The 22,428-nt window shown below is 56.1% G+C and carries 15 protein-coding genes, 1 tRNA gene and 2 pseudogenes; 6 read left to right on the plus strand and 12 right to left on the minus strand.

Annotated features, from left to right (window positions below):
- Positions 1 to 135 precede the first annotated feature (135 nt).
- The 5 genes from RE6C_RS22125 to RE6C_RS22145 form a co-directional block, all read right to left on the minus strand.
- On the minus strand, positions 136 to 1,377 hold the full coding sequence (locus RE6C_RS22125; protein WP_039963015.1) for a DUF1559 domain-containing protein: 1,242 nt from the start codon (positions 1,375 to 1,377) through the stop codon (positions 136 to 138).
- 195 nt (positions 1,378 to 1,572) lie between these two features.
- Positions 1,573 to 3,186, minus strand: a complete 1,614-nt coding sequence (locus RE6C_RS22130) for a tetratricopeptide repeat protein (RefSeq protein WP_008660230.1) — start codon at positions 3,184 to 3,186, stop codon at positions 1,573 to 1,575.
- A gap of 195 nt (positions 3,187 to 3,381) precedes the next feature.
- Positions 3,382 to 3,561: a hypothetical protein gene (locus RE6C_RS22135; protein ID WP_007329084.1), complete on the minus strand. Its 180-nt coding sequence runs from the start codon at positions 3,559 to 3,561 to the stop codon at positions 3,382 to 3,384.
- Between the two features lie 227 nt (positions 3,562 to 3,788).
- Positions 3,789 to 4,904 (minus strand): hypothetical protein, encoded by a 1,116-nt coding sequence (locus RE6C_RS22140; protein ID WP_008660234.1) that lies wholly within the window; start codon positions 4,902 to 4,904, stop codon positions 3,789 to 3,791.
- A gap of 218 nt (positions 4,905 to 5,122) precedes the next feature.
- Positions 5,123 to 8,653 (minus strand): DEAD/DEAH box helicase, encoded by a 3,531-nt coding sequence (locus RE6C_RS22145; protein WP_008660235.1) that lies wholly within the window; start codon positions 8,651 to 8,653, stop codon positions 5,123 to 5,125.
- 572 nt (positions 8,654 to 9,225) lie between these two features.
- Here RE6C_RS22145 and RE6C_RS22155 point away from each other — a divergent pair.
- A complete protein-coding gene (locus tag RE6C_RS22155) occupies positions 9,226 to 10,776 on the plus strand; it encodes an endo-1,4-beta-xylanase (RefSeq protein WP_008660237.1) in 1,551 nt (516 codons plus the stop codon).
- Here the strand turns inward: RE6C_RS22155 and RE6C_RS33610 are convergent.
- The 3 genes and pseudogenes from RE6C_RS33610 to RE6C_RS22165 all read right to left on the minus strand — a co-directional run.
- Positions 10,740 to 10,856 (minus strand): annotated as a pseudogene (locus tag RE6C_RS33610) (DUF1589 domain-containing protein); the annotation flags it as partial. The gene RE6C_RS22155 and the pseudogene RE6C_RS33610 overlap by 37 nt on opposite strands.
- A pseudogene (locus RE6C_RS22160) lies at positions 10,802 to 11,086 on the minus strand (DUF1589 domain-containing protein); the annotation flags it as partial. The pseudogenes RE6C_RS33610 and RE6C_RS22160, both read right to left, overlap by 55 nt.
- 60 nt (positions 11,087 to 11,146) lie before the next feature.
- Positions 11,147 to 13,378, minus strand: a complete 2,232-nt coding sequence (locus tag RE6C_RS22165) for a coiled-coil domain-containing protein (protein ID WP_052035024.1) — start codon at positions 13,376 to 13,378, stop codon at positions 11,147 to 11,149.
- 884 nt (positions 13,379 to 14,262) lie between these two features.
- Between RE6C_RS22165 and RE6C_RS22170 the strand changes: the two genes are divergently transcribed.
- The 4 genes from RE6C_RS22170 (at position 14,263) to RE6C_RS22185 (ending at position 18,100) form a co-directional block, all read left to right on the plus strand.
- Complete coding sequence (locus tag RE6C_RS22170; protein WP_039963018.1) at positions 14,263 to 16,812, plus strand: c-type cytochrome; 2,550 nt, start codon at positions 14,263 to 14,265, stop codon at positions 16,810 to 16,812.
- A 133-nt stretch (positions 16,813 to 16,945) separates the two neighbouring features.
- Positions 16,946 to 17,434, plus strand: coding sequence for a DUF1579 domain-containing protein (locus RE6C_RS22175; protein ID WP_008660242.1), 489 nt, complete (start codon positions 16,946 to 16,948; stop codon positions 17,432 to 17,434).
- A gap of 132 nt (positions 17,435 to 17,566) precedes the next feature.
- Positions 17,567 to 17,926, plus strand: a complete 360-nt coding sequence (locus RE6C_RS22180) for a putative signal transducing protein (protein WP_039963019.1) — start codon at positions 17,567 to 17,569, stop codon at positions 17,924 to 17,926.
- Between the two features lie 100 nt (positions 17,927 to 18,026).
- A tRNA-Arg gene (locus RE6C_RS22185) sits at positions 18,027 to 18,100 on the plus strand.
- A gap of 154 nt (positions 18,101 to 18,254) precedes the next feature.
- Here the strand turns inward: RE6C_RS22185 and RE6C_RS22190 are convergent.
- From RE6C_RS22190 to RE6C_RS22200, 3 genes are all read right to left on the minus strand, one after another.
- On the minus strand, positions 18,255 to 19,040 hold the full coding sequence (locus tag RE6C_RS22190; protein WP_052035025.1) for a S1 family peptidase: 786 nt from the start codon (positions 19,038 to 19,040) through the stop codon (positions 18,255 to 18,257).
- A 354-nt stretch (positions 19,041 to 19,394) separates the two neighbouring features.
- On the minus strand, positions 19,395 to 19,838 hold the full coding sequence (locus RE6C_RS22195; protein WP_039963023.1) for a hypothetical protein: 444 nt from the start codon (positions 19,836 to 19,838) through the stop codon (positions 19,395 to 19,397).
- Positions 19,839 to 19,938: 100 nt separating this feature from the next.
- Positions 19,939 to 20,394 carry a hypothetical protein gene (locus RE6C_RS22200; protein WP_008660252.1) on the minus strand — a complete coding sequence of 152 codons (456 nt, stop codon included), beginning with the start codon at positions 20,392 to 20,394 and terminating at the stop codon, positions 19,939 to 19,941.
- Positions 20,395 to 21,104: 710 nt separating this feature from the next.
- Between RE6C_RS22200 and RE6C_RS22210 the strand changes: the two genes are divergently transcribed.
- Complete coding sequence (locus RE6C_RS22210; protein WP_008660253.1) at positions 21,105 to 22,223, plus strand: hypothetical protein; 1,119 nt, start codon at positions 21,105 to 21,107, stop codon at positions 22,221 to 22,223.
- A 9-nt stretch (positions 22,224 to 22,232) separates the two neighbouring features.
- On the opposite strand, the gene RE6C_RS33055 is transcribed toward RE6C_RS22210, so the two are convergent.
- Positions 22,233 to 22,428: hypothetical protein (locus RE6C_RS33055; protein ID WP_236618428.1), on the minus strand; the 196-nt coding region annotated here is incomplete at its 5' end.

The raw sequence follows: 22,428 nt of genomic DNA on the forward strand, positions 1-22,428 counted from the left end.
TTACGCATTGTTGTATGACGTGCGGAAAACGTCGTCCCGTTCCGGTGCTTACTCTTTGCTTGATACGAAAAAACCTCGCCCGCGAATTGCGGACGAGGTTTCGATGGTTGAAAAGTCTATGCGACGTCTAGCTTCTTAGAGTTCGAAGTCAACGACTTCTTTGACGTCGCGTGTTCCGAGTGCACCCCAGACTCCGTATGGACTTTGCGATCCTGGTGGTAGGCCAGGTGCATTGCGGCAAACGGTGCTTGCCTCAAGGTTGCCGGTATCGATGCTGTCCGTGATGAACTTCACGGCACCGTCGCCCATCAGCACGTGAGCACCACCAGCGTGACGACTGCCGGCAGTCGAAATCACACCGGAGTGGTTTCCATCGCCACCGTCATGCACACAGTTAGCGCCGTTAGGTGCCAGGATCGTGTGGAACGCGGTGTAGTACGGACGCGAGTCGGCCCAGCGAGCATGCTTGGCTTGCGACAAACTTCCGCTGACGTTTGCACCTGGGGCATAGAATTGCGGACGCGTCGGATCGATATGCGCACCCTCTTTGCAACGTGCAGGAATCAAGATGGTTTCGTTGGGATTCAACATCGAGGTGATGTTTCGAACGAAGTCAGCGTTGATTTCTCGCTTGCCGCCCGAAGTGACAACTTCGCCTGCAGCGATCGTATTGGACAGACCGTCCAGAACATCGCGGAACTGGATCTTGTTGCGGTTCCAGAAGAATCCACGTTGTGCCGCACGGGCACGAGTCACTGCCCAGTCTTCGTCACGGTTGTTTTGGTTACCGAAATAGCCGAAGTCGTTGACACCACCATTGTTTGCGCGGTCGACGGCATCGCCAACCGAACAAGCGTAATTGGAACGTGCAAGTTGACCAGGACCTTGGGCGGCTCCAGCATCGCTCGGGCAACGGTATGCTGGGATTTGGGTAACCCAAGGAACATACGTCGTCTGCCATGGGCAAGGTCCCATCGCAGGCCAAGCTCCATTGACGTTGCCGGGCAATGTTTGGCCGGGTGTGACGATGGTGCTTGGGTTCGAGATTTGCTCCCACAACCCTTGCTGTTCGATGTAGGGAAGGACTGGAACCAACCAGCTCAGGAACAAACGGTTGCTTTGGTTGGTACCACTTGCCATTCCGATTTCTTGCTTCGTACCAGTTCCGTTGGTCGGAATTTGGTTGAAGGCGCTGTGGTAGTTGTGAATCGCAAGCCCAATCTGCTTGAAATTGTTGCTGCACGACATGCGGCGTGCTGCCTCACGTGCGGCCTGAACAGCCGGCAACAAAAGACCGACAAGGACGCCGATGATGGCGATGACGACCAACAGTTCCACCAGGGTGAAACCTGATCGCGAACGATGAGTTCTCTGCATTGATGATGCTCCTAAAGAAAGCAAAGAGACGAATGGGGAAGATAAGACCCCGAAAATTGAAGGTGAAGATTAGCATAAGATCTCCAATTTGCAGAGGGAAAATTTCACAATTGTGCAGTGGAAGGGCGTACTGACTGCCGTTATGCCACGGAAGAGGGGTTCGCAACGAGCGTTTCTGTGCTCGTTGTGAACTGTTTAGCGCAGCCGGTTGAGGGCTTTTAAGGCTCGAGAGTCGGTTGGATCGACCGCTAATGCCCGCTGGTATTGCTCGATTGCCTGAGGTTGCATCCCGGACAATTCGAAGGCTTCCCCCAGCTGCAAGTGCACTCCGACCAACCGCGGATCAAGAATGAGAGCGTTTTGGAAGCATTGCGCAGCACGCCCAGGCTGCCGGCTCATCATGTATGCCCGGCCGAGATTGACGTATCCTTCCGCCATCTCTGGGAACTCGGCAATTGCCTTTTTCAGCAATCGAATTCCTGTCGGAAGGTCGCCGGCCTTGCTGGCCGCGATGCCCATGTTCATGTAGGAACTGGCCTGGAGGGACTGCTCTTCGTAAACGGTGATGTTGCAAAGGATCGCCGACAATACCAGGACCACGGCGGCTGCACCGATCGATCGCCACTGCTGTTCTCGAAGTCGCCGGTAAAGGTCGACCGCACCCGCCGCTGCGAATGGGACAAACAATACCGCCACCGGATTGCGGTAACGTCCCAGGATGAAGAACAACACCACCGCGGCGATCATCGATAGCAACAACAGGTAGTGCAGCCACAACCTGCGCCAATCGCCTCGAGTCGCAATCAATCCCCAAATGCCCAATGGGCACAAAATGCCAAAGTGCCAGATTCGGCTCAGTTGCAACGGAAAGGAATAGTCTCGAAAGACGTACATGCTTTCAACATCGGGGACTTCATAGCGATTGAAGACCATGAATGTCTTCGCGACCATCAGCTGCAGCCAGCGACCGGGCGCCTGCCGAGTCTCCTCCCACGCCAGTGACATCCAAAACTGCGAAACTTCGCGAGAGGAAAGTTCGCGGCCAACCTCTTGTTCTGCCAGTCGTTGCGCATCGGCACGCTCGTGCATCGGCGTCTCGTGACCGGCTACCAAGGGCACGTAGATGCCGCTGGCTTGCAGGTTGTTGCCGATATAGAAGTTTGGCCCGGCTTGGAACGTCGTTGGCGACCACTCGCCTCCCAAGGACGCGTTTCTTGCTGCGATAGGCACAACGATCAAGGCGAGTCCGCATACGAAACAGCCGATAAGCGTCCATCGCTGCCGTTTGGTTTCATCGATTCCAAACAGAATCCAAGCTGGAATCAGCGGTGTCCAAAGCAACGAGTTTTCTCGTGTCAGCACCAGCAAACCCAACGAAACGCCGGCCAAAATAGCGTATCGACGACGCACCTCACTTTGAAGGTAGACGCATGCGGTGACCAAAACGCACAGCAAGAAAGTAGCCAAGGATGCTTTCTGGATGATGCCGTCGTAGTAGATGGCCGGTGGGTAGACCGCCAGCATGAGTGCCGAAACTAGCCCGACGTTCTTAGAGAAGAGCTTGCGACCTGATAGGCCGATCAACGCGACTCCGGCAACGCCCAGCAGCATTTGAACGACCCGGATCAGCGTGATGCTCGGGCCGAAAACGGTCATCAGAACCGCCAAGAAGTACGGGTACAACGGAGCCTGGTAAAAGGTTTCGGAGCCGTACCAGTCACCATCGCTGATGAGAATTGCCCAGTTGAAATACCCTCTGGCATCGCCCAGCAATTCAATCAGCGTCGGGACTTCAAGCGTCTGCAGCACATTGACGAGGCGCAGAAAAAAAGCGAGCCCGCAAATGCTCGCTAAAAGGATCGCGTACGAAACGCGATCCGTCAGTGCAGAGTTCGTGGAAGAACTCTCTGGATTCGAAGGCGTCTGGCCAACTGCGTTTGCTCGTTTTCGTCGGCTAACCACAATCTACGCCATGCCTTTCATGCTGCCATCAGAAACGGCGAACTAGCTGTTCGTGGCGGAATCCATTGTTTCTTCCATTTGCTTTTCGTAATCTTCTTGTTCTTGTTGCACTTCGGCTGGTGAGCGAGTGTCTTCGATCACTTCGTTGCCGCCGCCTCCGCAACCAACAGTGAAGACAGAAACGCTGAACGCAAACAGGGCGGAGAAAAACAATCGCGACATTACTATTGCTCGATGGAGTCAAGGAATGAGTCTAAAAAAACTTGTCCGAGAATTAATTCTTCTACGGATCCGTCCGTGACGCAAGTAGCCAGGGAGCAATTTGATCTCATTGATTTCTCTGGCGGACAAGAGCTGGCAGACAAGAGTCTGGCTTGATCGCAAAAAAAATGCGTTCGGCAAATCGCCGAACGCAATGCGTCACTCATTCATGGACGTAATCAATCGAATCACTTCTTCGCCATCCGCGAGATGTCGATTGTGTCACCATCCAAGGTGACCTTGGTGGCGAGCAACATCACGCGATCCTTCACTTGAACGGCGGGACCGTTGATCGTCACTTGGCTGCCTTCAGTGATGTTGGCATCCAAGTCTTGTTTGCGTCCCAAATCGACGAGCATCTTTTTGCCGTTGTCGGTTTTGATTCTTGCAAGCTGTCGTTGCTGTCCTCGCACGTCAACGGTCTTCGTGCTTTCGATCGTGCCGGTGTATTCGCGACCGCTACGTTCGACCTGCGTCTGTTGCCCGTCGTGTTCAATCGATCGCGACAGCAGCACGCGGGTGTCTCCGGTCTTGAACGGTGAACCCTTGACCGTCAGCGTGTCGTTGAGCTGCGGCATACGGTCGAGTTGATCAGCGGGACCCAAGTCGGCGATCATCGATTTGCCTTCACTTTGGTTCTGAAGTTCCACAACGATGTTGGTCGTTGCTGGTGTCTTCACCTTCTTGGCTCGAGTGATCTTACCGGTGAACGACTGACTCCTGGCGGATGAGTTTTGTTGATCGGCTTTTTGCTGAGCAGTCTTTTGCGAGTCGCTTTGTTCGTCGCTGTCGGAGAACGAGACGTATGTGGCGTCGTCGTAGGTTCCATCACCATCGGTGTCGGTGTAGGAAGCGAAGGCGTCGTACACACCATCGTTGTCATAGTCGTAGTAGTTCGATGTGTACTCGTAGTTGCCGTCGTTGTTGTAGTCGCCGTAGTCCGAGTAGCCATGGTCATAGTAGTCGTAGAACCAAGTATCACTTGACTCGGTGTCGGCGTAGTAACCGTGATCGTTGTTCGTCCAGTCGATGTCGTTATCGGAATCGCTGGACGTCAGGGCTTCGTCGCGGTCGTACGTCTCGTTGTCCCAGCGGCCGATCGCTTCGTCGGTTGGGTTGTAATCGTTTCCGTCGAACCATTCGCTGACGTCATACCAGGCATCGTCCTCGTAGTAAGGCGATCCGGTTTCCCACTCCCATCCAAAACCTGCTTTCGCAGTGGATGCAGCGGCCAGTGGCGTGATCAGTCCAGCAGCAACAGCAAGTGCAAGACGTCGTTGGCGTGTAGGTAGTCGCTTAGTCATTTCGGTCTCCTGTGTAGGGGCACAAATTGACGCGTGCGTTTACGTTCACAGAGCGTCGTTCAGGAGAGAAATGGCCGCAAAGTCGATGCCAAAAAGGACATCGACGCAGCGAGAGTTTGGCGTCTAAATCGCTTTGGCGGGAAACTCTCATGCGTCGCGGCGTGCCTTGGTCAATTGCCAAAAGGGCAATGATTTCCGCGGCGAAACGCTGTTGAAGATCAACCCATTTCGGCCTTGATCAAATCGATCAAGTCTTGCGTTTGCAATTTCGCGGCGGCGTCAGTGCCATCCAAGATGCCGGCGACAAGTTCTCGCTTGTCGGCATGCAGTTGAAGGATTTGCTCCTCGATCGTTCGCTCAGCGACCAATCGATAAACCGTCACGGCCCGTTCTTGTCCGATGCGGTGCGCTCGGTCAGTTGCTTGATCTTCGACGGCGGGGTTCCACCATGGATCCAAGTGCAACACATAGTCGGCCGCGGTCAGGTTCAAACCGGTTCCACCCGCTTTCAACGAGATCAAGAACAGATCGCCTTCGCCGTTTTGGAAAGCATCGACTCGGCGTTGCCGTTCGTGCGACGGAGTGGCTCCATCAAGGTACTGATACGAGATCCCACGTTCGTCCAATGCCGCTCGCACCACGCTGAGGTGTTTGACGAATTGGCTGAACACGAGAGCGCGGTGATCACCTTCGCGGAGTTCTTCCACCAGCGACAAGAACAATTGCAACTTGGAAGAGGTGCCCTTCCAGCTTGGTTCGACCAACGATGGGTGACACGCAAGTTGACGCAAGCGGGTCAGCCATGACAGCGTCTGAATGCGACGTCGGCCTTCGTGCGATGGTGCTCCGCCGCCCGCGGTCAATTCCGCCAGCGCGGCCAAGCGAGCGTCTTCGTAAAGTTTGCGTTCTGGTGCCGACAATTCCGCACGCAGCGTGATCTCGGTGCGAGGCGGCAATTCCTTCAGCACCTTGTCTTTTGTTCGCCGCAGCACAAACGGTCGAACCAACCGCGCCAACGATTCGCGACGATCCGCGTCACTGTGTCGTTCGATCGGCTCAGCGAATCGGCTTCGGAATCGTTGCCAAGACCCGAGCAAGCCTGGGCTCAGCGTTCGGAACAAACTCCACAACTCGCCGAGGTGATTCTCGAGCGGCGTACCGGAAAGTCCCAAACGCCAATCCGCTTGGATTGTGCGAATGGCTTGCGATGTTTTGGTTTGTGAGTTCTTGATGAACTGAGCTTCGTCGAGCACCAACGTGTGCCAACTTCGCGAAGCAAATCGTTTCGCGTCGCGTTGCAGCAATTGATAGCTGACGATCAGCAAGTCGTTTGGCCCCGCGGTCTTGATGACTTCGTCTCGATCGCAATCGCGGTAGAGCTTGCCGGTCAACGCGGGAGTGAACTTCTCCGCTTCTCGAACCCAGTTCTCACCGACACTGGTTGGTGCCACGACCAAAGCGGGGCCAGTGGGACCACGTTCGACCAAGATGCCGAGTGTTTGGACGGTTTTACCGAGCCCCATGTCATCGGCGAGGACGCCACCAACGCCCCAGCGACTCAAACGTGCCAGCCATCGGTACCCGTCCAATTGGTAATCACGCAGCGTCGCATCGAGGCCATCCGGACGATCCGGTGACCAATCCTGAAGCGAATCGAGTCGCTCGATCGCTTGGTGCCAAGCCGCTGTTGTTTCCAGCGTCACGTCGTCGCCCAGAACGTCGCGAGCCAACGGCACCGCTGCTCCGGCCAATCGCAGTTGTCCTTTTTCGCTGACCAGCGTGTCGCCCAACTGAGTCAACCGTTTGCGGAACGCCTCACTGATTTTCGCGAAACGGCGATCGCCGACACGAACGAGTTGACGGTCTTCGCGGACCGCCATCAAAAGATCTTGTAGTGGCACGTCGACACCATCGACGGTCACGGTTCCCGTCATGCCGAACCAGTCCGGCGAGTCATCGATTTTGATTCGCAGCGATTTCGGTGTGATCTCACCACGCACGCGGAACGTTTCGCCTTCGGGCCAAACGATTCGAGGCGATTCATCACCGGCGTCGTGCAAACGACCGAGCAAATCCAATGCGGCGTGATCGGTCAGTGCGACCCACTCCATGGTGCTCTCGTGAGACAGACGGCTCAGGCCAAAACGTTGCACGATCTTTTCGGCAGATTCCAATTCCGCTTTCAAATCGCGTTGCAATCGAATCGGACCGGTCTCGGCCAAACATGGCACCAACTCGGGAGCATCCCCGGGGATCAACGAATCTCGCAGACGTGACTCGTAGACTCGCAGGGATACCTTCAATCCCGCACCCGGACGCGGACGCATTTGCAGCACTAGCTCACACGGAGCCGGAACGATCGGGCCGGCCAATTGCGGTGGCAGTTCCACTCGAATCAACGAGTCGATCGACCCAGCGGCCAAAGCCAACCGCGAAGCCGTCGCGTGATCGAGCAATGTGTCGCGATAGTCGCCGCGAAGCAAGAACTGAATGATTCCAATCGCAGCGGGATCGGCCAGCGTGCACAGGACGATTCGGTCTTCGTCGGAATCGGCCAAGATGATCGCTGGTTCGACCGGGCTCAGGCCGCCAACAACGATCTCGCACTTTTGCACATTGATGTCAATTCCGTCGACCGACAGTCGCGGTTGAAATTGCACCTCGACCTTTTCTTCATCGGGAATTAAATCGTCGGGGATCAAACCATCGGCGGATGGAGCCTCGACGGAATCCAGTTCCGATTCCGGCATGGTCATCGTCGCGGTGACGTTGCCCAACAACTCATCGGCGGATTTGCCCGAACGTTTGCCTGATGATTTGCGAGTTGTCTTTGCCGCGGTCTTCTTCTTGGAAGCTTCGCCGTCGGTTTGGCTCTTGGATGCTTTGGGTTTCTTGGACTGTTCGACTTCAACTGGCTGCAACGTCAACAACAACTGACTGCAGAAGACTTCGACGGGAAGTGCGTTCTGATCGTCCCAGGCAACGTTCTCGTGGCCGGCCAGCATTCGCAAGGCTTCGAAGATGGCGTAGTTGTCATCGTGAACGCCGTGTGTCGGCACCGAAGTCAGCGATGCGATTTTGCTGTCCAGCGGATCGGTCAACAAGTTTTGATCCAGCAGGTCGAAGCTGCGGACTTCGCGACCCTTCGTCCAACCCTTGCCGCCTTTGCGTTGCTTTTGTTCAAACGGCGTGATCGTCAGCGGTGCCGTCTGCGATGCCATGTTCACGCGAACTCGCCACTGCAAACGAGTGGGCTCGGCGTCTTCGGCTGGTGCCGGTCGCGAATTTTTGGCTCGTCGCAACAGTTCATCCACGAACTGCTTGCCCGCCGCGACGGCGTCGGCTTTCAGACCGCCCAGGAATTCGATCAGTTGCCCGTTGCCGTTTCGCCGAGCGATTTGTTCTTGCAACCACCAAGCGGCCGCCAACGTGTGCGGGCACGAGTTGTCTCGCAGGAACGCCACGCATCCGCATTGGCATTCGCTGGAAAGTTCGCCGACTCCGCCGGGATCGTCCTCGTCGACTTGCGGGACGATTTCGAGAGCAACGTTTTGCTGCTTTTCTCGGTTGCCAACCACCTGGAAATCAAAGCGAACTCCGTTGTCGCCTTGCGTCAGAGTGGGAGTCTTCACCGTCAGCATTGCTGCGCGGGAATCGAAACCCTGGTCGTGCGAATCAACGAGACGCTCCACCGCCTCGCCCATCAGCAATCCAAGCGATCCGAGTTGGTCTTCCGCGATCCAGTCCATGCGTGTTGCTTCTCAGAAGGTGCAATTCAAAAAACGAGCGAAACAGGTTACACGCGATGGCGCTTCAAAGCGATGGTGCAAAGCGACAACCTCCCACGTCGGAGCTCAATGGGCGATTCGTCCCCCAAAGGGTGCTCTTGTGCCTCGAACCAGCCATCTCGCGGCGACTGACCGAACCGACTACTATGATGGCGCTAAGGCGAAAGCCGGCGGAGTGGCACCAGTCGCGTGCCAAACCATCCCACCCGGCCCCTTTTCAGATCGACTCGGTTGTTTCCAGCCCGGTTGGACAAAGGTGGTTGTTCACACGTTGTGTGCGGGAGTTCCTTGGGAATGACACTCGGACAAGACACTTTGTTGCCAGGGATCGTTTCGGAGGGCATTTTCGGACAATCCTTCGAAAGTTGAGAATCGCTTGATTCAGGCGTTTCAGTCAACTCGAACGAACGTCGGGGAAACGGATGGCGGGCGACATGGGTGAGCCGCACCGTCTCGGTTGCCAGGATGGTCCTGAGTAACGTTTCGGACGTTTCCCGATAGTTTTTTGTTCGGTCTTTGAATCGCTGGTTGCCATGGGGCAAATGCATTTTGATGTCCCTGACGCAGCGAACGAGTTCTTTGAATCGACTCGTTGGGAAGACGCGTATCTATGCGGCATCGAAGGGGTGCCGTGGCAGTCACGCAATTCTTACGCGAACGGCCGCTTCACGCTGACTCGCGGCGTCGACACCTCGGCCAAACTGTTCCTGACCTGCCCGATTCCCTCCATCGGGTATCGCCAACTCAGCACATGCAGTTTGCGTTGCCTGGACAGCTCGCACCGACTGTTTGTCGAACTGGCTCGTGGAAGCTGTTACCGCGTTCGTGTTCAAGCCGATGTCTGGCAGCGCGGCGGGTTGGTCCTCAGCGATCGATTCGACGATTTTCTGACGCGAGGCACCAAGCGTTTTCTGGACGCGGCACAGTGTGCCCCCGACGACCCGTCGTGCGTGGATGCCGCCTTGGAAGCCATCGAAGCTCTCGAGCAGGCATCGAACGAACTGGGCGATCTGTTCTCGACTCAGTCCGTTGCCTATCGCCGAAGTCGCGAAACTCGGTTGAGCACCATGTTGGCCGTCGGAGTTTTGCCGCCGCTGCCCGCCACCGAAGTCACCGCGGACATGCAGTCCGGCCGTGCCAGCAATTCAATTGATGAACAAGCCACCATCACGCGAGCATTCAACGCCGCCGCGGTTCGAATTAGCTGGGGCGAAATCGAAACCGATTCGGGGCGTCCAAATTACGAACCCGCGGACGAAGCCCTGACCGCGTGTGCCCAAATGGGGCTGCGTGTGATCGGCGGACCGGTCATCGACTACCGCAAAGGTTTGTTGCCGGATTGGTTGACTTTGTTGGAGGATGACTTCGACAAGTTGATGTCAACGATGACCAGCTTCGTCGAAAAGACGGTCATGCAATTTCGCGGACGCGTGAACCTTTGGAACGCAGCCTCCGGACTGAACGTTGCCGGACCGCTTGGGTTCGATGATGAACAAGTCATGCGGTTCTCGATCGGAATCCTGCAAACGATCCGACGTTGCGATCCAAACACGCCCGTCTTGATGTCGTTGGACCAACCTTGTGGCGAATACCTCGCTCGCGACGAACAAGGGATCAGCCCGTTGCACTTTGCCGACGCATTGCTGCGGAGCGGTTTGGGGCTGGCCGGGATTGGATTGAATTTCCGATTTGGATTCGACGACGGTGACACTCACCCACGATCGGCGGTCGAGTTCGGGCAAATGCTTGACCGTTGGGGAACCCTGAACGCTCCGCTGATGGTTCAGTTGTCCGTCGCGGGAGCACCCGGAAAAGACGCCGCGGCACGCTTGCCAATTCAAACGCGGCCGTTGTCACCCGAAATCAACGGCGAGCCTGACTCTTGGGCCAAGGCTCAATTCGAATTTGTGCAACCACTGATCGAAACGTTGCTGTCAAAACAAATCGTGCACGCGGTGGTGTGGGACGGTTGGTCGGACCAGCATCCTCACATGACGCCGCACGCGGGATTGATCGATGCCAAAGGTCGGCCACGACCCATGCTCGCCTACCTCACCAAAATTCGCGAAGAAATGTTGATCTGAAAGCGGAGGATGTCTTTCCTCGCTGACGCGTCGGGCTGGGACAGACATGTAGGCCAGGTTGCACCTGGCGGGGTGAATAGGCGGACATCGCTGAGTCTTGCGTGATCGGCTGGACGGCTCGCTTTGTTCCAAAGCATCGGCTGGGTGCCAGGTAATGACCTGGCCTACGTTGGTGGCTTCGCCAGACTTCAGACGTGTCCCTCACTGACCGGCTCGTTGCAATGGCACGCGATCCCTCGCTGACGCGTCGGGTTGGGATTCGATCAACAGGCCCGTGAGCGAGGAACGAAATGAGACAGGTGCGATTCATGATCTTCGCCCCGGATGGCGCCGGCTTCCTTAGTCGGGGCGGAAGCCCCGAGACGGATGGCTACGCGGCGCGACGTTGGTTCTCGTTGGATTCCAACACGGGCACGTGGGCTCGTTTGCGACGAAGGTCCCGCATGACGGCGGCACTCTCGTGCAGTTTGCCTTCCAGCACTCGCATGCGTTCTTGCATTTCCGCGTTCGCATCGAGACTTTGATCAAGTTCGCTCGAAACGCGTTTGAGCTCGACGGTCAGGTCGGCGACCTGGGACTGCATCGCCGCGGCACGCGGTTCGTGCTGACGAGCGGTTTGCAGAGATTCTTTGGTCGACTTCAGCTCTTGGGTCAATCGTTGCACCAGCGAAGTTTGTTCGCCGATTCGAGACTCCAGTTGCTCCTGCGATCGTCGCAGCGATTGAACTTGCTGATTGCGTTCGTCGATCTCTTGCTGCAACTGCGTTTCGCGTTGCTGATGATTCTTGACCTGTTGAGCCAAACGCGTGGATTCGTTGGTTCGATCCGAAACGGTTTGCTTCAACTTCTCGAACTCGGGACGAACCGATTGAAGACGTTCGATCTCGGCACGGTGCCGCGACACGGAATCTTGCTGTTCCTGCAGATCGATCCGCAGTTGTGAGATCGCGTCGTCTTTCGCCGCAATGGTGGCTTCCAATTGCGTGGCTTCGTTGCGGAGTTGTTCTGTCGAGGCGTGGATCTCTTGCAGCGTTTTCTCGTGACGGTCACGTTGGACAATCGCGGACGCGAGCGAAGACTCCGTCGTTTCCAAACGAGACGCGGTGGATGCCAAATCGGTTTGAGCTTGCTCGAGTTGCGACTCGACGGTCGACAATTTCTGTGCGGTGGCGGAGAGTTTGGATTCCGATTCTGACAGCTTGGCTTGGCTCTCATTCCAACTGGTTTGAACCGATGCCAGCTCCGTCCGTGTTTGTTCCAGCTGAGACTCGGTCGTCGTCAGTTTTTCGACCGTCTGCGAAAGTTGCGACTGGGTTTCGGACAGGCTCGATTCGGTCGACTCCAATTGCGATGCGGTGCTTTCCAGTTTGGAATTCAGCTCCGTTTGAGTCAGGCTGAGCCGCTCTTCGAGTTCTGAAAGTGCGGACTCGGCGACCACTCGGCTGTCGATGGCTTCTTGGATTCGAAGCGTTCGCTCGTCCAGTTCGTCTGCCAACTCTTCGCGTTCGCTTTGCAGCGTTTGCAGTTTCAGTTCGTTCTCCTGCAACGTGGATTCCAGTTGCGTGCGAGCGGTCTTCAGTTCGCTCACCTCTTCGTTGCGAGTTTCCAATTCTTCGCGAACCACTTGCACGGTTTCTTCGTGGCGGGTCGCGGTTTGGATGGCGATCTCGTGTTGTGATCGCAGGTGCTCGTATTCCTTTTGCAACTCGGCAAAGCGTTGGCCGGTTTCGTCGTATTCGTTGGATACGTTTTCACGCTCGGCGGCGAATTGATCACGCTGCAAGATCGCGGCGTCACGCTGGGTGACCGCTTCTTCAATTCGTTGAAGCAGCGACTCGTTGGCTTGGCTGAGAGTGTCGATCTCTTCGTTCGCAGCGTTGAGGTCCGCAAGGATTTGTTGGACCTGGCTTTGTGTGTTTTGTTGTTCGTTCTGCAGCGTGGTTTGTTGTTCTCGGAAAGCGTTGAGGGCTTCCTCAGCTGCAAAGACTTCACCGCGAGTGACTTCGATTTGCGACTCGAGTTCCGCGTTTTGTGTTTTGAGTTGCTCGTTGGCTTGCATCAGGAATTCCTGCTGCTTCTCCTTGTTGGCAAGCTCATCGCCGGTGGCGTTGGCGGTTTCGGCGAGCTCACGCATCTTGGAAGCGGATTCTTCAAACCGGGTTTCGTTGTCCGCCAAAGCAGAACGCAACGACTCGATTTCTTTTTCCGCTTGTTCCAATGAATCGGTCGCGGCTTTGCGAGCTTCTTCCGCGTCTTTGTTGGCCAATTCGAAACGGCTGTGTTCGGTCCGCAGGTGGCCGAGTTCGGTTTCCGCTTCGGCCGTCAGTTGCTTTTGGTCTTTCAGCCACTGACGCAGTTGTTCGTTTTCGGCTTTCACTTCGTCCCGGCTGGATTGCAGCGAATCGATGTCGCCTTGCATGCTGAGGAAGTGGTGTTTTCGGCTTCGAGCCGCCGCTTTCGCTTTCGCGTACTTTTTCTCGGCGTCTTTGATGGCCTGCACATCACGACTGCGATCGCGGTACCACAGCAAATGCCCAGCCAGAATGCCTGCCAACATACAGACGAGGGCGGTAAACGACGGGATTCCGATCCAAGTATTCATGGCAGCCACCAACACAAAACAAACGAGAACGCGTGGCAAAAACCACGCTTCAAGTGGCCTGTAGCAAGCCGCCGGCCGGCGTGTCGATACCAAACGGCCACTGAACCACTTCGGGGGTGTGGAGGCCGTGCAGTTTTACTTCACCTTCCCTTTGGGAGTGTCGGGCCGCTTTGGGCCGGGGAGGGTTACGTGCTGGATTCAATGCTGAGCCCTCCCCTCGCTTCGCTCGACCCTCCCAGGGGGAGGGTGATGTTAAACGCTTGGCAACACAGCAGTTAACAACTGCACGACCTCCGTACGCGAGGGTGAGGGCCGGGCATGTGAAACGGTGCGCACTCCCTTCCCCGGAATTTTCGCTGAACGCTCGCATTCCGATCCTCCCGCTGCGGCTTGTCGGTTGAGTCGTCAATGGGGTTTCCAACGCATGTAGGATGGGCACTCTTGCCCGTCCAAGTTGCGGATGTCGGCCAAGAGTGGCCAACCTACAGCAAAATCGACAAGCTCATTGCCAACGGGCGGGGTTCGCAAGACGCCAACAACACGGCACTTTAAAACTGCACAACCACGATAAAGCGTGGGATTCCGAACGAGAGTCCGCTCGGCCACCAACCAGTGCTGATTCGAGGAGAGGAGAGATCGATCGGTGCGGTTTCACGCCACTTTGGGGCGGGCGAGAGGGACTTCGAAGATCTTCACCGTGTTGGTTGGCGGTTGCCCTGGCCGCCGGTTAATATATGGACTTCTCCGAGCGAACGCTCGACGGCGTGGTTTGCGACCACGTCCCCCACTCCCTCCCCATCCCTCCGGCAACTGCTTCGTCCATGAAATCCCTCTGTTCTTCCACGTTTGCTGGCGTTTTCGCGAGCTCGCACGCGGGAAACTGTTTGTCCCGGCGAGTTCTCGCGGTGACGTCATCCGCCCTTCGTCTGGGAGCCATCGTTGGCGTCCTCGGACTGAGCCAACTTCATCTTCCGACCGCATCGGCTGGGTTGGGCGTCACGCCCGCCGAGCAGTTCAAGGTCCCTGAAGGCTTTGAAGTCGAGCTGTTGCACGAAGTCTCCCCCGAGTCGGAAGGCTCTTGGGTCAGCTTGACGGTCGATCCCAAAGGACGCCTGATTGCCTGCGATCAAGCCGGCGGACTGTTCCGAATCGACATGAGCTCGGGTGAAGCCAAAGTTGAAAAGCTCGAGATTGAATTTGTCGGTGCCCAAGGTTTGCTGTGCGCATTCGGGTCGCTGTACGCCAACGTCAACGCTCGCGAATTCCCGTGCGGTTTGTGGCGTTTGACTGACACCAATGGCGACGATCAGTACGACAAAAAGGAACACATCATTCCGCTCAATGGCGGCAGTGAGCACGGTCCTCACGCGTTGCTGGTCACGCCCGATGGCAAACGCATCATCATGGTCGCGGGCAACAACACCAATTTGCCCGAAGACATCGCCCACTCGCGAGTGCCAAAGGTTTGGGACGAAGACCACTTGCTCGGCCGCATGCCCGATGCTCGAGGCCACAACGCCAACCGAATGGCTCCTGGTGGATTCATCTGCTCGTTGAACCCTGACGGCAGCGATGTGGAATTGATCGCAACTGGTTTCCGTAACCCCTACGACATCGCGTTGAACCGTCAAGGCGAACTGTTCACCTACGACGCTGACATGGAATGGGACGTCGGCACGCCTTGGTACCGCCCCACTCGAATCAACCACGTGATCAGTGGATCAGAATTCGGATGGCGAAACGGTACCGGCAAATGGCCTGCGTACTATCCCGATTCGTTTGGATCCGCTGTTGATATCGGACCCGGATCACCAACGGGCATTGTCTTTGGCTACGGAGCCAAATTCCCTAAGAAGTATGAGAACGCTCTGTTCATTTCGGATTGGAGCTACGGCAACATTCACGCGGTTCACCTGACCGAAGATGGTTCCAGCTACAGCGGGACTTACGAAACCTTCGCCACCGCAGCACCCTTGCCCGTGACGGACTTGGTCATCCATCCCGATGGAGCCTTGTACTTCGCGATCGGTGGTCGTGGCACGCAAAGCGGTCTGTACCGGATCAAGTACACCGGTGACATCGCCGCTGCCGATGCGGCGGAAGAAGTTGTCGCTCTGTCGGACGAAGCCAAACAACTTCGTGAGCTGCGTCAAAGCATCGAAGCTTTGCACGTGGACGACGCGGATCTTTCGGTCACTCCTGACGAAGCTGTCAAACAAGCGATCAAGAACCTGAGCCATGACGACCGCGCGATTCGCTTCGCCGCTCGAGTCGCTTTGGAACACCGTTCGCCTTCGGCGTGGAAGAATACGGCGCTAAACGAAGCAAACGCCGAAGCCAAAATTCTCGGCGTGATCGCTTTGGCTCGTACGGGCGAAAAATCGGATCAAGCTGATGCTGTCAAAGCGTTGGAAACGATCGAGCTGGATTCGTTGACGGCCAATGAAAAGATTGACTTCCTTCGTGCGGCTGGTCTGGTCGCGATGCGTTTGGGCGAATTCACCGAAACGCAGCGAGATGCCCTGTTCGGCAAGATCAAAGGTCAATTCCCGACCGGCGTCGATTCGCTCGACCGCGAGCTGGCGATCATGGCGATCTACTTGGGCGATCCAGATTCGACCGCCTCGGTCGTGGCCGCTTTGCAAAATTCGCCAAGCCAAGAGAGCCAAATCCACTACGCGATGGCATTGCGGGCAGCCAAGGAAGGTTGGAGCAAGGACCTTCGTCGCGATTACTTGGCGTGGTTCAACGAAATGGCAACCGCTCGTGGCGGAATGTCGTTTGGTGGTTTCTTGGACAACATCAAAAAGGTCACTGTTGAACGTTTGTCAGACGCTGACAAGCAATCGCTGGCTGACGTGCTGGCCAAACCCAAGCAAGCCGATGAGGCACCCACCGGACCGCCACGCGAATTTGTCAAGCAATGGAAGGTCGACGATTTGGTTGATCTGGTGAGCGATGAAAACCGTCGTCCCGACTTCGAAAACGGCAAGGCGATGTTTGCCGCCGCGACGTGTTACAAGTGTCACCGAATGGGATTGCAAGGCGGGATTCTTGGTCCCGATTTGACGAGTGCCGGTGGCAAGTTCAGCCCTCGTGACATGTTGGTTTCGATCATCGAACCCAGCAAGGTGATCAGCGACCAATATGGGTCGACGCAGTTCCTGACCGAGGATGGAGAAGTCATCACCGGCCGTGTGATCAACATGCGGAACAAAGAGCTGAACGTGATGACCAACATGTTGGATCCTTCTTCACTCACGAAAGTGGATCGGGAAGCCGTCATCCAAACGCGTGAATCCACCGTCAGCATGATGCCCAACGGTTTGTTGGACACGCTGAACGAGGAAGAGATCGCTGACCTGGTTGCTTACCTGCGAGCCGGTGGCAACGCCAAGCACGCGATCTACACGCAACCGGTCGCCACGCGATAGTTCGTCGACGATCGATTTCAAAGACTAGCGGCCCCGGAGAGCCAGACTCTCCGGGGTCGTTTTTTTATGCGCGCTTCATCAAATCGTTATCCTTGAGGTTTATCAACCGCCGCTTGTATTCCGAGGAATTGCCGTGCCACCCCGACAACTGCTGCGTGCCCTTGAAGGAGATTGGCGAGGGAACTGTCAAACCTGGTTCGAACCCGGCAAGCTCGCTGACGAATCCGACGTCTCCGGCAGCATCAAGCCAATGCTGGAAGGTCGCTTTCTGCGTCACGTGTACCAAAGTCAGATCCAAGGCCGTCCGCGTCACGGCGAAGAATGGATCGCTTTCAACGAAGTCACGGAGAACTTTGAGATCTCCTGGGTAGACGATTTCCACATGAGCGGAGCCATCATGATTTCGCGTGGACCGTTGTCGGTGCCCGAAGGGTCGTCAAAACGATGTGCTGCGTTCGAAGTCTTCGGCCACTACGACGTTGGCAAGGATCACCCACGCTGGGGCTGGAAAACTCGCTACGCGTACGATGAAGAATCCGGCTTGGTCATCACCGCCTACAACGTCACGCCAGACGGAGAAGAGGCCAAAGCGATCGAAACGGTTTACCAACGAAACTCGTGAAACTTTTCAGGCAAACGAGCAATTGGATTGAGCGCCCACAAGCAACGGATTCCTCGCCCATCCATCTGCGACCCACACCTCTGGCCCGAGAATGGTTCGTATTTTCAATCCAAACCTACCGGGATCCATTCCATGCAGAGCAATTTTGTAATCGTCGATGTATTTGATCATGTGGTCGATGCGGAGATGTTGGCCATGTTGTTGACGCGAGAAGGTTTGACGCCTCAGCTCGTGGACAACCACACCGTCGGCATGAACTGGATGCATTCCGGTGCGTATGGGGGCGTCAAGGTGAAGGTGCCCGAGTCTCAGGAGGCCCATGCCAAGCAGATTGCCAGCCAACTGAGGACTCAATCGAAGGCTCGGCTTCAGATGATGGCGAACACGAACGAGGACGCGTGTCTGGCGTGTGGCAATGAAATGGCGGAAGACAATGACGAGTGCGGGGAGTGCGGTTGGTCCTACGGGCAAACCGGCATCGAGGCCGACTGAGTCGCGAATCAAGCGGCCACCAAAACGCGGCAGGTCAACTCGCCAAATCGAAACCGGTGGTTTAAACTGCCGCTCGTCGCCATCGAGCGACCCTCCTCTCGCGCCCATAGCTCAGCTGGATAGAGCAACGGACTTCTAATCCGTAGGTCGGTGGTTCGAATCCACCTGGGCGTGCTGGATGTTCCCCACCGGAATATCTGCTTCTTCAATCGCAGTGTGGATTGCTGCCGAATGCCACGCGGTCGCCAATTGCGGAAGTGAACCGCCGGTGCGGGCAGCGTTTCGCGGACGTCGAATGGCACGCGATCGTTTCTCGCTCAATCCTTCGCTATTCGTTCGTTTGCTGTGACGAGATGTGCGCGCGGATCAGGTGGGCGGGAACCATCTTGGACAGCTTGGCACCCGACACGTCGTGAACCACGCCGACGTAAATGCCGATCACCGTCAGTTCTCCGTCCGGCTGGTTGTTCAGAAAAGCTGGGCCGCCACTGGTTCCTTGAGCGAGGGCTGGCGAGCAATACACGATTGGTTCGTGCCCCCAACTATTCGCCGTGTTCGTTTCGCGAGATGCGACATGCCCCACCACCGCGACGGGTGAGATCACATCACCAGCTCCGATGGCCAGCGGAAACCCGACCGTCACGATTTCGGTCGTGCGAGGCGGGGTTTCGGTGCAAATGGAATCCAACGAGATCGAGAGTGCAGAAAGATGAGAACGGTACGTTTCAGCACCATCGACATTGGGAAGCTCTGCGATCGCGAAGTCGGATTGCTCGTTTCGTTGCCACGGATTGGTCGATGTTCGGAAGAATGTCTTGAGCGATACCCACTGCGTCACGCCATCTGGATCTCGATACCGAAGCTTGCTCTTGAGGTTTGTTTCAGCGGAAGCGTGGCCAGCCGTCACGAGATACAACCGTTCGTCTGCGGTGACGAGAAACGCCGAGCAAAGCTTGCCCGTGTCGGGTTTCGATTCGACCTGGCTTTGGATGCAGACAACTCTGTCCCACGCTTCGATCGGCTTTGGTTCAGACGCAACGATCGACGCTGAGAATGCCACCACGGCAATGGCCAATGCGGACGCATTTCTTACCAGGGAATGGATGCGGTGCATGAATTCGTTGCCAAGCTCGTGAGAGGAAAGAAGTTGCAACTGTTCACCAAGGTTGCGTGGACACTGGTTTCTTTGATGAGCATCGAGATACGTCTGCAGAAAGTAGCGTCGATCAACTCGCAGTGGTAGCGAGCGATCGGCTCTCCCGATTCCTTCCATCGATCACCTCGACCCTTTTGACATCCACCACGGTTCCTTCCCACGATCACTTTAGCCGTTTGGCGTTAGCCACGGTTCGCTTCAGCAAGCTCAAACGGTCTATCCAGACCGATGCTGCGAGTCAACGAAAGCCGCGTTTGCATCTTGATTGGTCGAACGCATCGAATTCGACGTCCAGTTCGTGGCCGTGGATGCTTAACTGCCATCCAACTCATCGGACATTGATTGATCTGGGAACGCCCCGCGGATCTCAGGATCACGCAGAAGTCTCAATGCCCAGATACCGAATGGGATGCCTAGCCAGACGAAGGGTGTCAGCAAGGGAACGCACGCGAGAATCGATCCGATGCGTGCCATTCGATAGGATTCCAAAAATCCAAGCTTGGCGGCACCAATGGAAATCACAATCATCGACACGAGTTGTGCGGCGGCGGTGCCGGTCGCGATCAACGAAATCCCAGAACCAAGCTGCTGGTAATAGACAAAACCTGCTGAAACAAGATGAATCGTCACAAGCACGGCATGGATCGACGCCATGATGAGCAGTGCCGTCGCAGGGCGGGAGACTCGCTTCCGAACGGCTTGGTGGCTGAGATCAAAACTGGCATCAGACTGCGGCGGTCGATAAGGATTCGTCAACAGATTTGATCTTCACAAGCGATTTTGATAGGGGAAGGACGCTCGGTGGGCGGGCGAGGAGACGACATGTTCAACACTTCGATGCGCGTCTGATCGGAGTTCACACGTCTTGGTTTGCCCGTTTCGACGTGCCGTGATGAGAGTATTCGAGGAAGCAAAACCAGATCGCAATGGTGGGGCAGATCAGCGCGACCATCGCAGTGATCGCGATTGACTGAGGCCAATTGAGGAGCACAAGGGAATCCGCCGTCGCGTTGGTTGCAACGGTGAACCAAGCAAATGGAGTCGTGATCGAGAATAGCATTAACATGCCAATCAATGCTCGAAACGGACGTACTCGGTCACGATTGTGCCAAAGGGCCAGCCCAACAAGAATCGTCAGCACGCAGCATCCCGAAGGTACCAGAGCGAGCATGGGTTGACCGTTCAACGCAAGGATCGCCGACATGGGAACCAGCCAAGCGGATCCGCCGATCACGCATCCAAACCAGCCACCGCCCTGCCACTGAAATTGCCGAGGCCCCACCATGGCCGACTTGGTTTGCTTTTGGTTCATTCTTTTGGGGCATCGGAAAACGCTGAAAGAGACAACGATAACGCCAGATTCTTGTTTGCGGCAAACGTGATGTAACCTGCTTCGTCGCGGTCTCTCGTCGTCGCAATCTGTTCAGCATACGCTCTGCGAGAACCGCACTCAACGATCGAAACTGCCTCGCGATCGAGGAGGGAGAGGATGGCGGATTGGCCGATGTCGAATGTATCGAAGTCGCAATTTTCATGTCCTAAGCACGTGAGCGGGAGTCATTGGGCTTGATCACGTAGCGGCGTCTCTCCGAGACGCTGTTATTTGCGAGTCTCAGAGAGACTCGCCTACGTGAGGTTCTACACAGTTATTCCTGCCTACCCGCTTAGAACCGCTGGGATTTGGTCGATCTGAACTCCCGTTTATTTTAGAGAGTGAATTTGAAGAGCGTGCGATCGCTGTTTGGTTTGAAGTAGAATCATCGCCACAGAGCCTTTTGCCGCGATTTTGTGGGCAGGCTCGAGCTGGTAATGGCTCTCGGTTTCGTCACCCAATTGACAGATCCGGCTCGGAAAACAGAGATTGGCACCCGCAGGATGCACCGAAATTGCTCGTGGAAACGACCACCGCGGCCGGTGCATTTCAGATTCATCATCCTCCAAAAAAGACTCTCAATCGTGCCCTACACCCGAATAATCATCTGCTCCGTTTTTGCGATCCTCTCCGGAATTCCTTTGGCGGGAATGACCCATGAAGGCCACGAGCACGGAGATTCCGATGCGTCGAAGGAATCCACCGCGAAGTTCGATCCAACTGCGCCGACCAACAAGTTCCAAGTCAACGGCAAAACGTATCGCTGGGAACACCGTCCGGAATTGGGCAAGCAATCCGAAGCGATGATCAATGCGGCCAAAGGTGGCTTGCACAACAACGCCGACCGGGATTTGTTGACCGGAGAAGTCGTGACGGCTGTTGCTAAACACGGACTCGTGAAGCTCGATTCCGAGTTGAAGGAATGGACTCTCGTTGAAGATCAGGATCCAGTGTTCGCTGCTGGCATGAACGCTCACGGAACCGATTGCTTTGTCTTGGATGGCGAATCCTACTGGGCGTTCGCTTCGACCAACACGCAAGAAGTGTTCGTGACCAAACGCGGTGAAGTCCTTGCGAAACTGACTCAACCCAAGGGCGACGAATTCGACAACCCGACCGTCAATCAATACTTCAAGTCAGGCGGACGATTCACTCCGTGCGATGTTGTCTTTCTGCCGGATGCAAAGCGATTGGTTGTTGTCATCGGATACGCACCGGGTGACTTTGCTCTGTCCGCCGAATTGGTCGACGGCCAGTGGAAATGGGGCGGTCCGGCATGGGGCGGCCGAGAAGGCAGCGGCGGCATGCTGAACACCGGTCACGGCGTTCAGGTTGCAACCGAAGGCGGCAAAGAGATCGTCGAAATCGCGTCCCGCTCGCACGGTCGCATTTTCTCCTTCACTCCAGGTGGAGCTCAGCTTCGCACACCGGGAGCTGAAAAGGAGTACTACATTCAATTGCCCAAGGGCTCGAACCCTTGCAACATTTCAAGCTTTGGCGACAGCATGTTTTTGCCGCTGTTGAACGCGTTGCCGACGACGAATGAAACAGCGCCCGTGTTGGTGATGGAAAATGGAAAGCCTTCCGGTGCTTTGGTGCCCGCGACCTACGAGAGCCTGCAGCTGATGCAACACATGCACGGTTTCTGCCCGGTTGAAATCGATGGCAAGCTGTACGGTGTTGTTCTTTCATGGCGACGTGCCAGCGAGAATTCGAACGGCAAACCCAACGATGGCCAAATCGCGATCTTCGAAGCTGTCGAAGAATAGAGAAGCACTTTAGAAGCGGACCGTGCTCGAACCGGCCTCGCCGGTGCGATTCTCGTTGATTGGAGCGACCGATGTCATGGCAAACCTTCCTCTGGTATTGGTCTGGCTTCTGTTTTTAGTCTTCGCCATTCCCCTCGCGGGATTGGCGTGGAGTGCAGTTTTCAAGTGCTTTGCCAGTAACGCCTTAAGAACCCCGCCCGAGCAG

The organism is Rhodopirellula europaea 6C, from assembly GCF_000338295.1.
Lineage (GTDB): Bacteria > Planctomycetota > Planctomycetia > Pirellulales > Pirellulaceae > Rhodopirellula > Rhodopirellula europaea.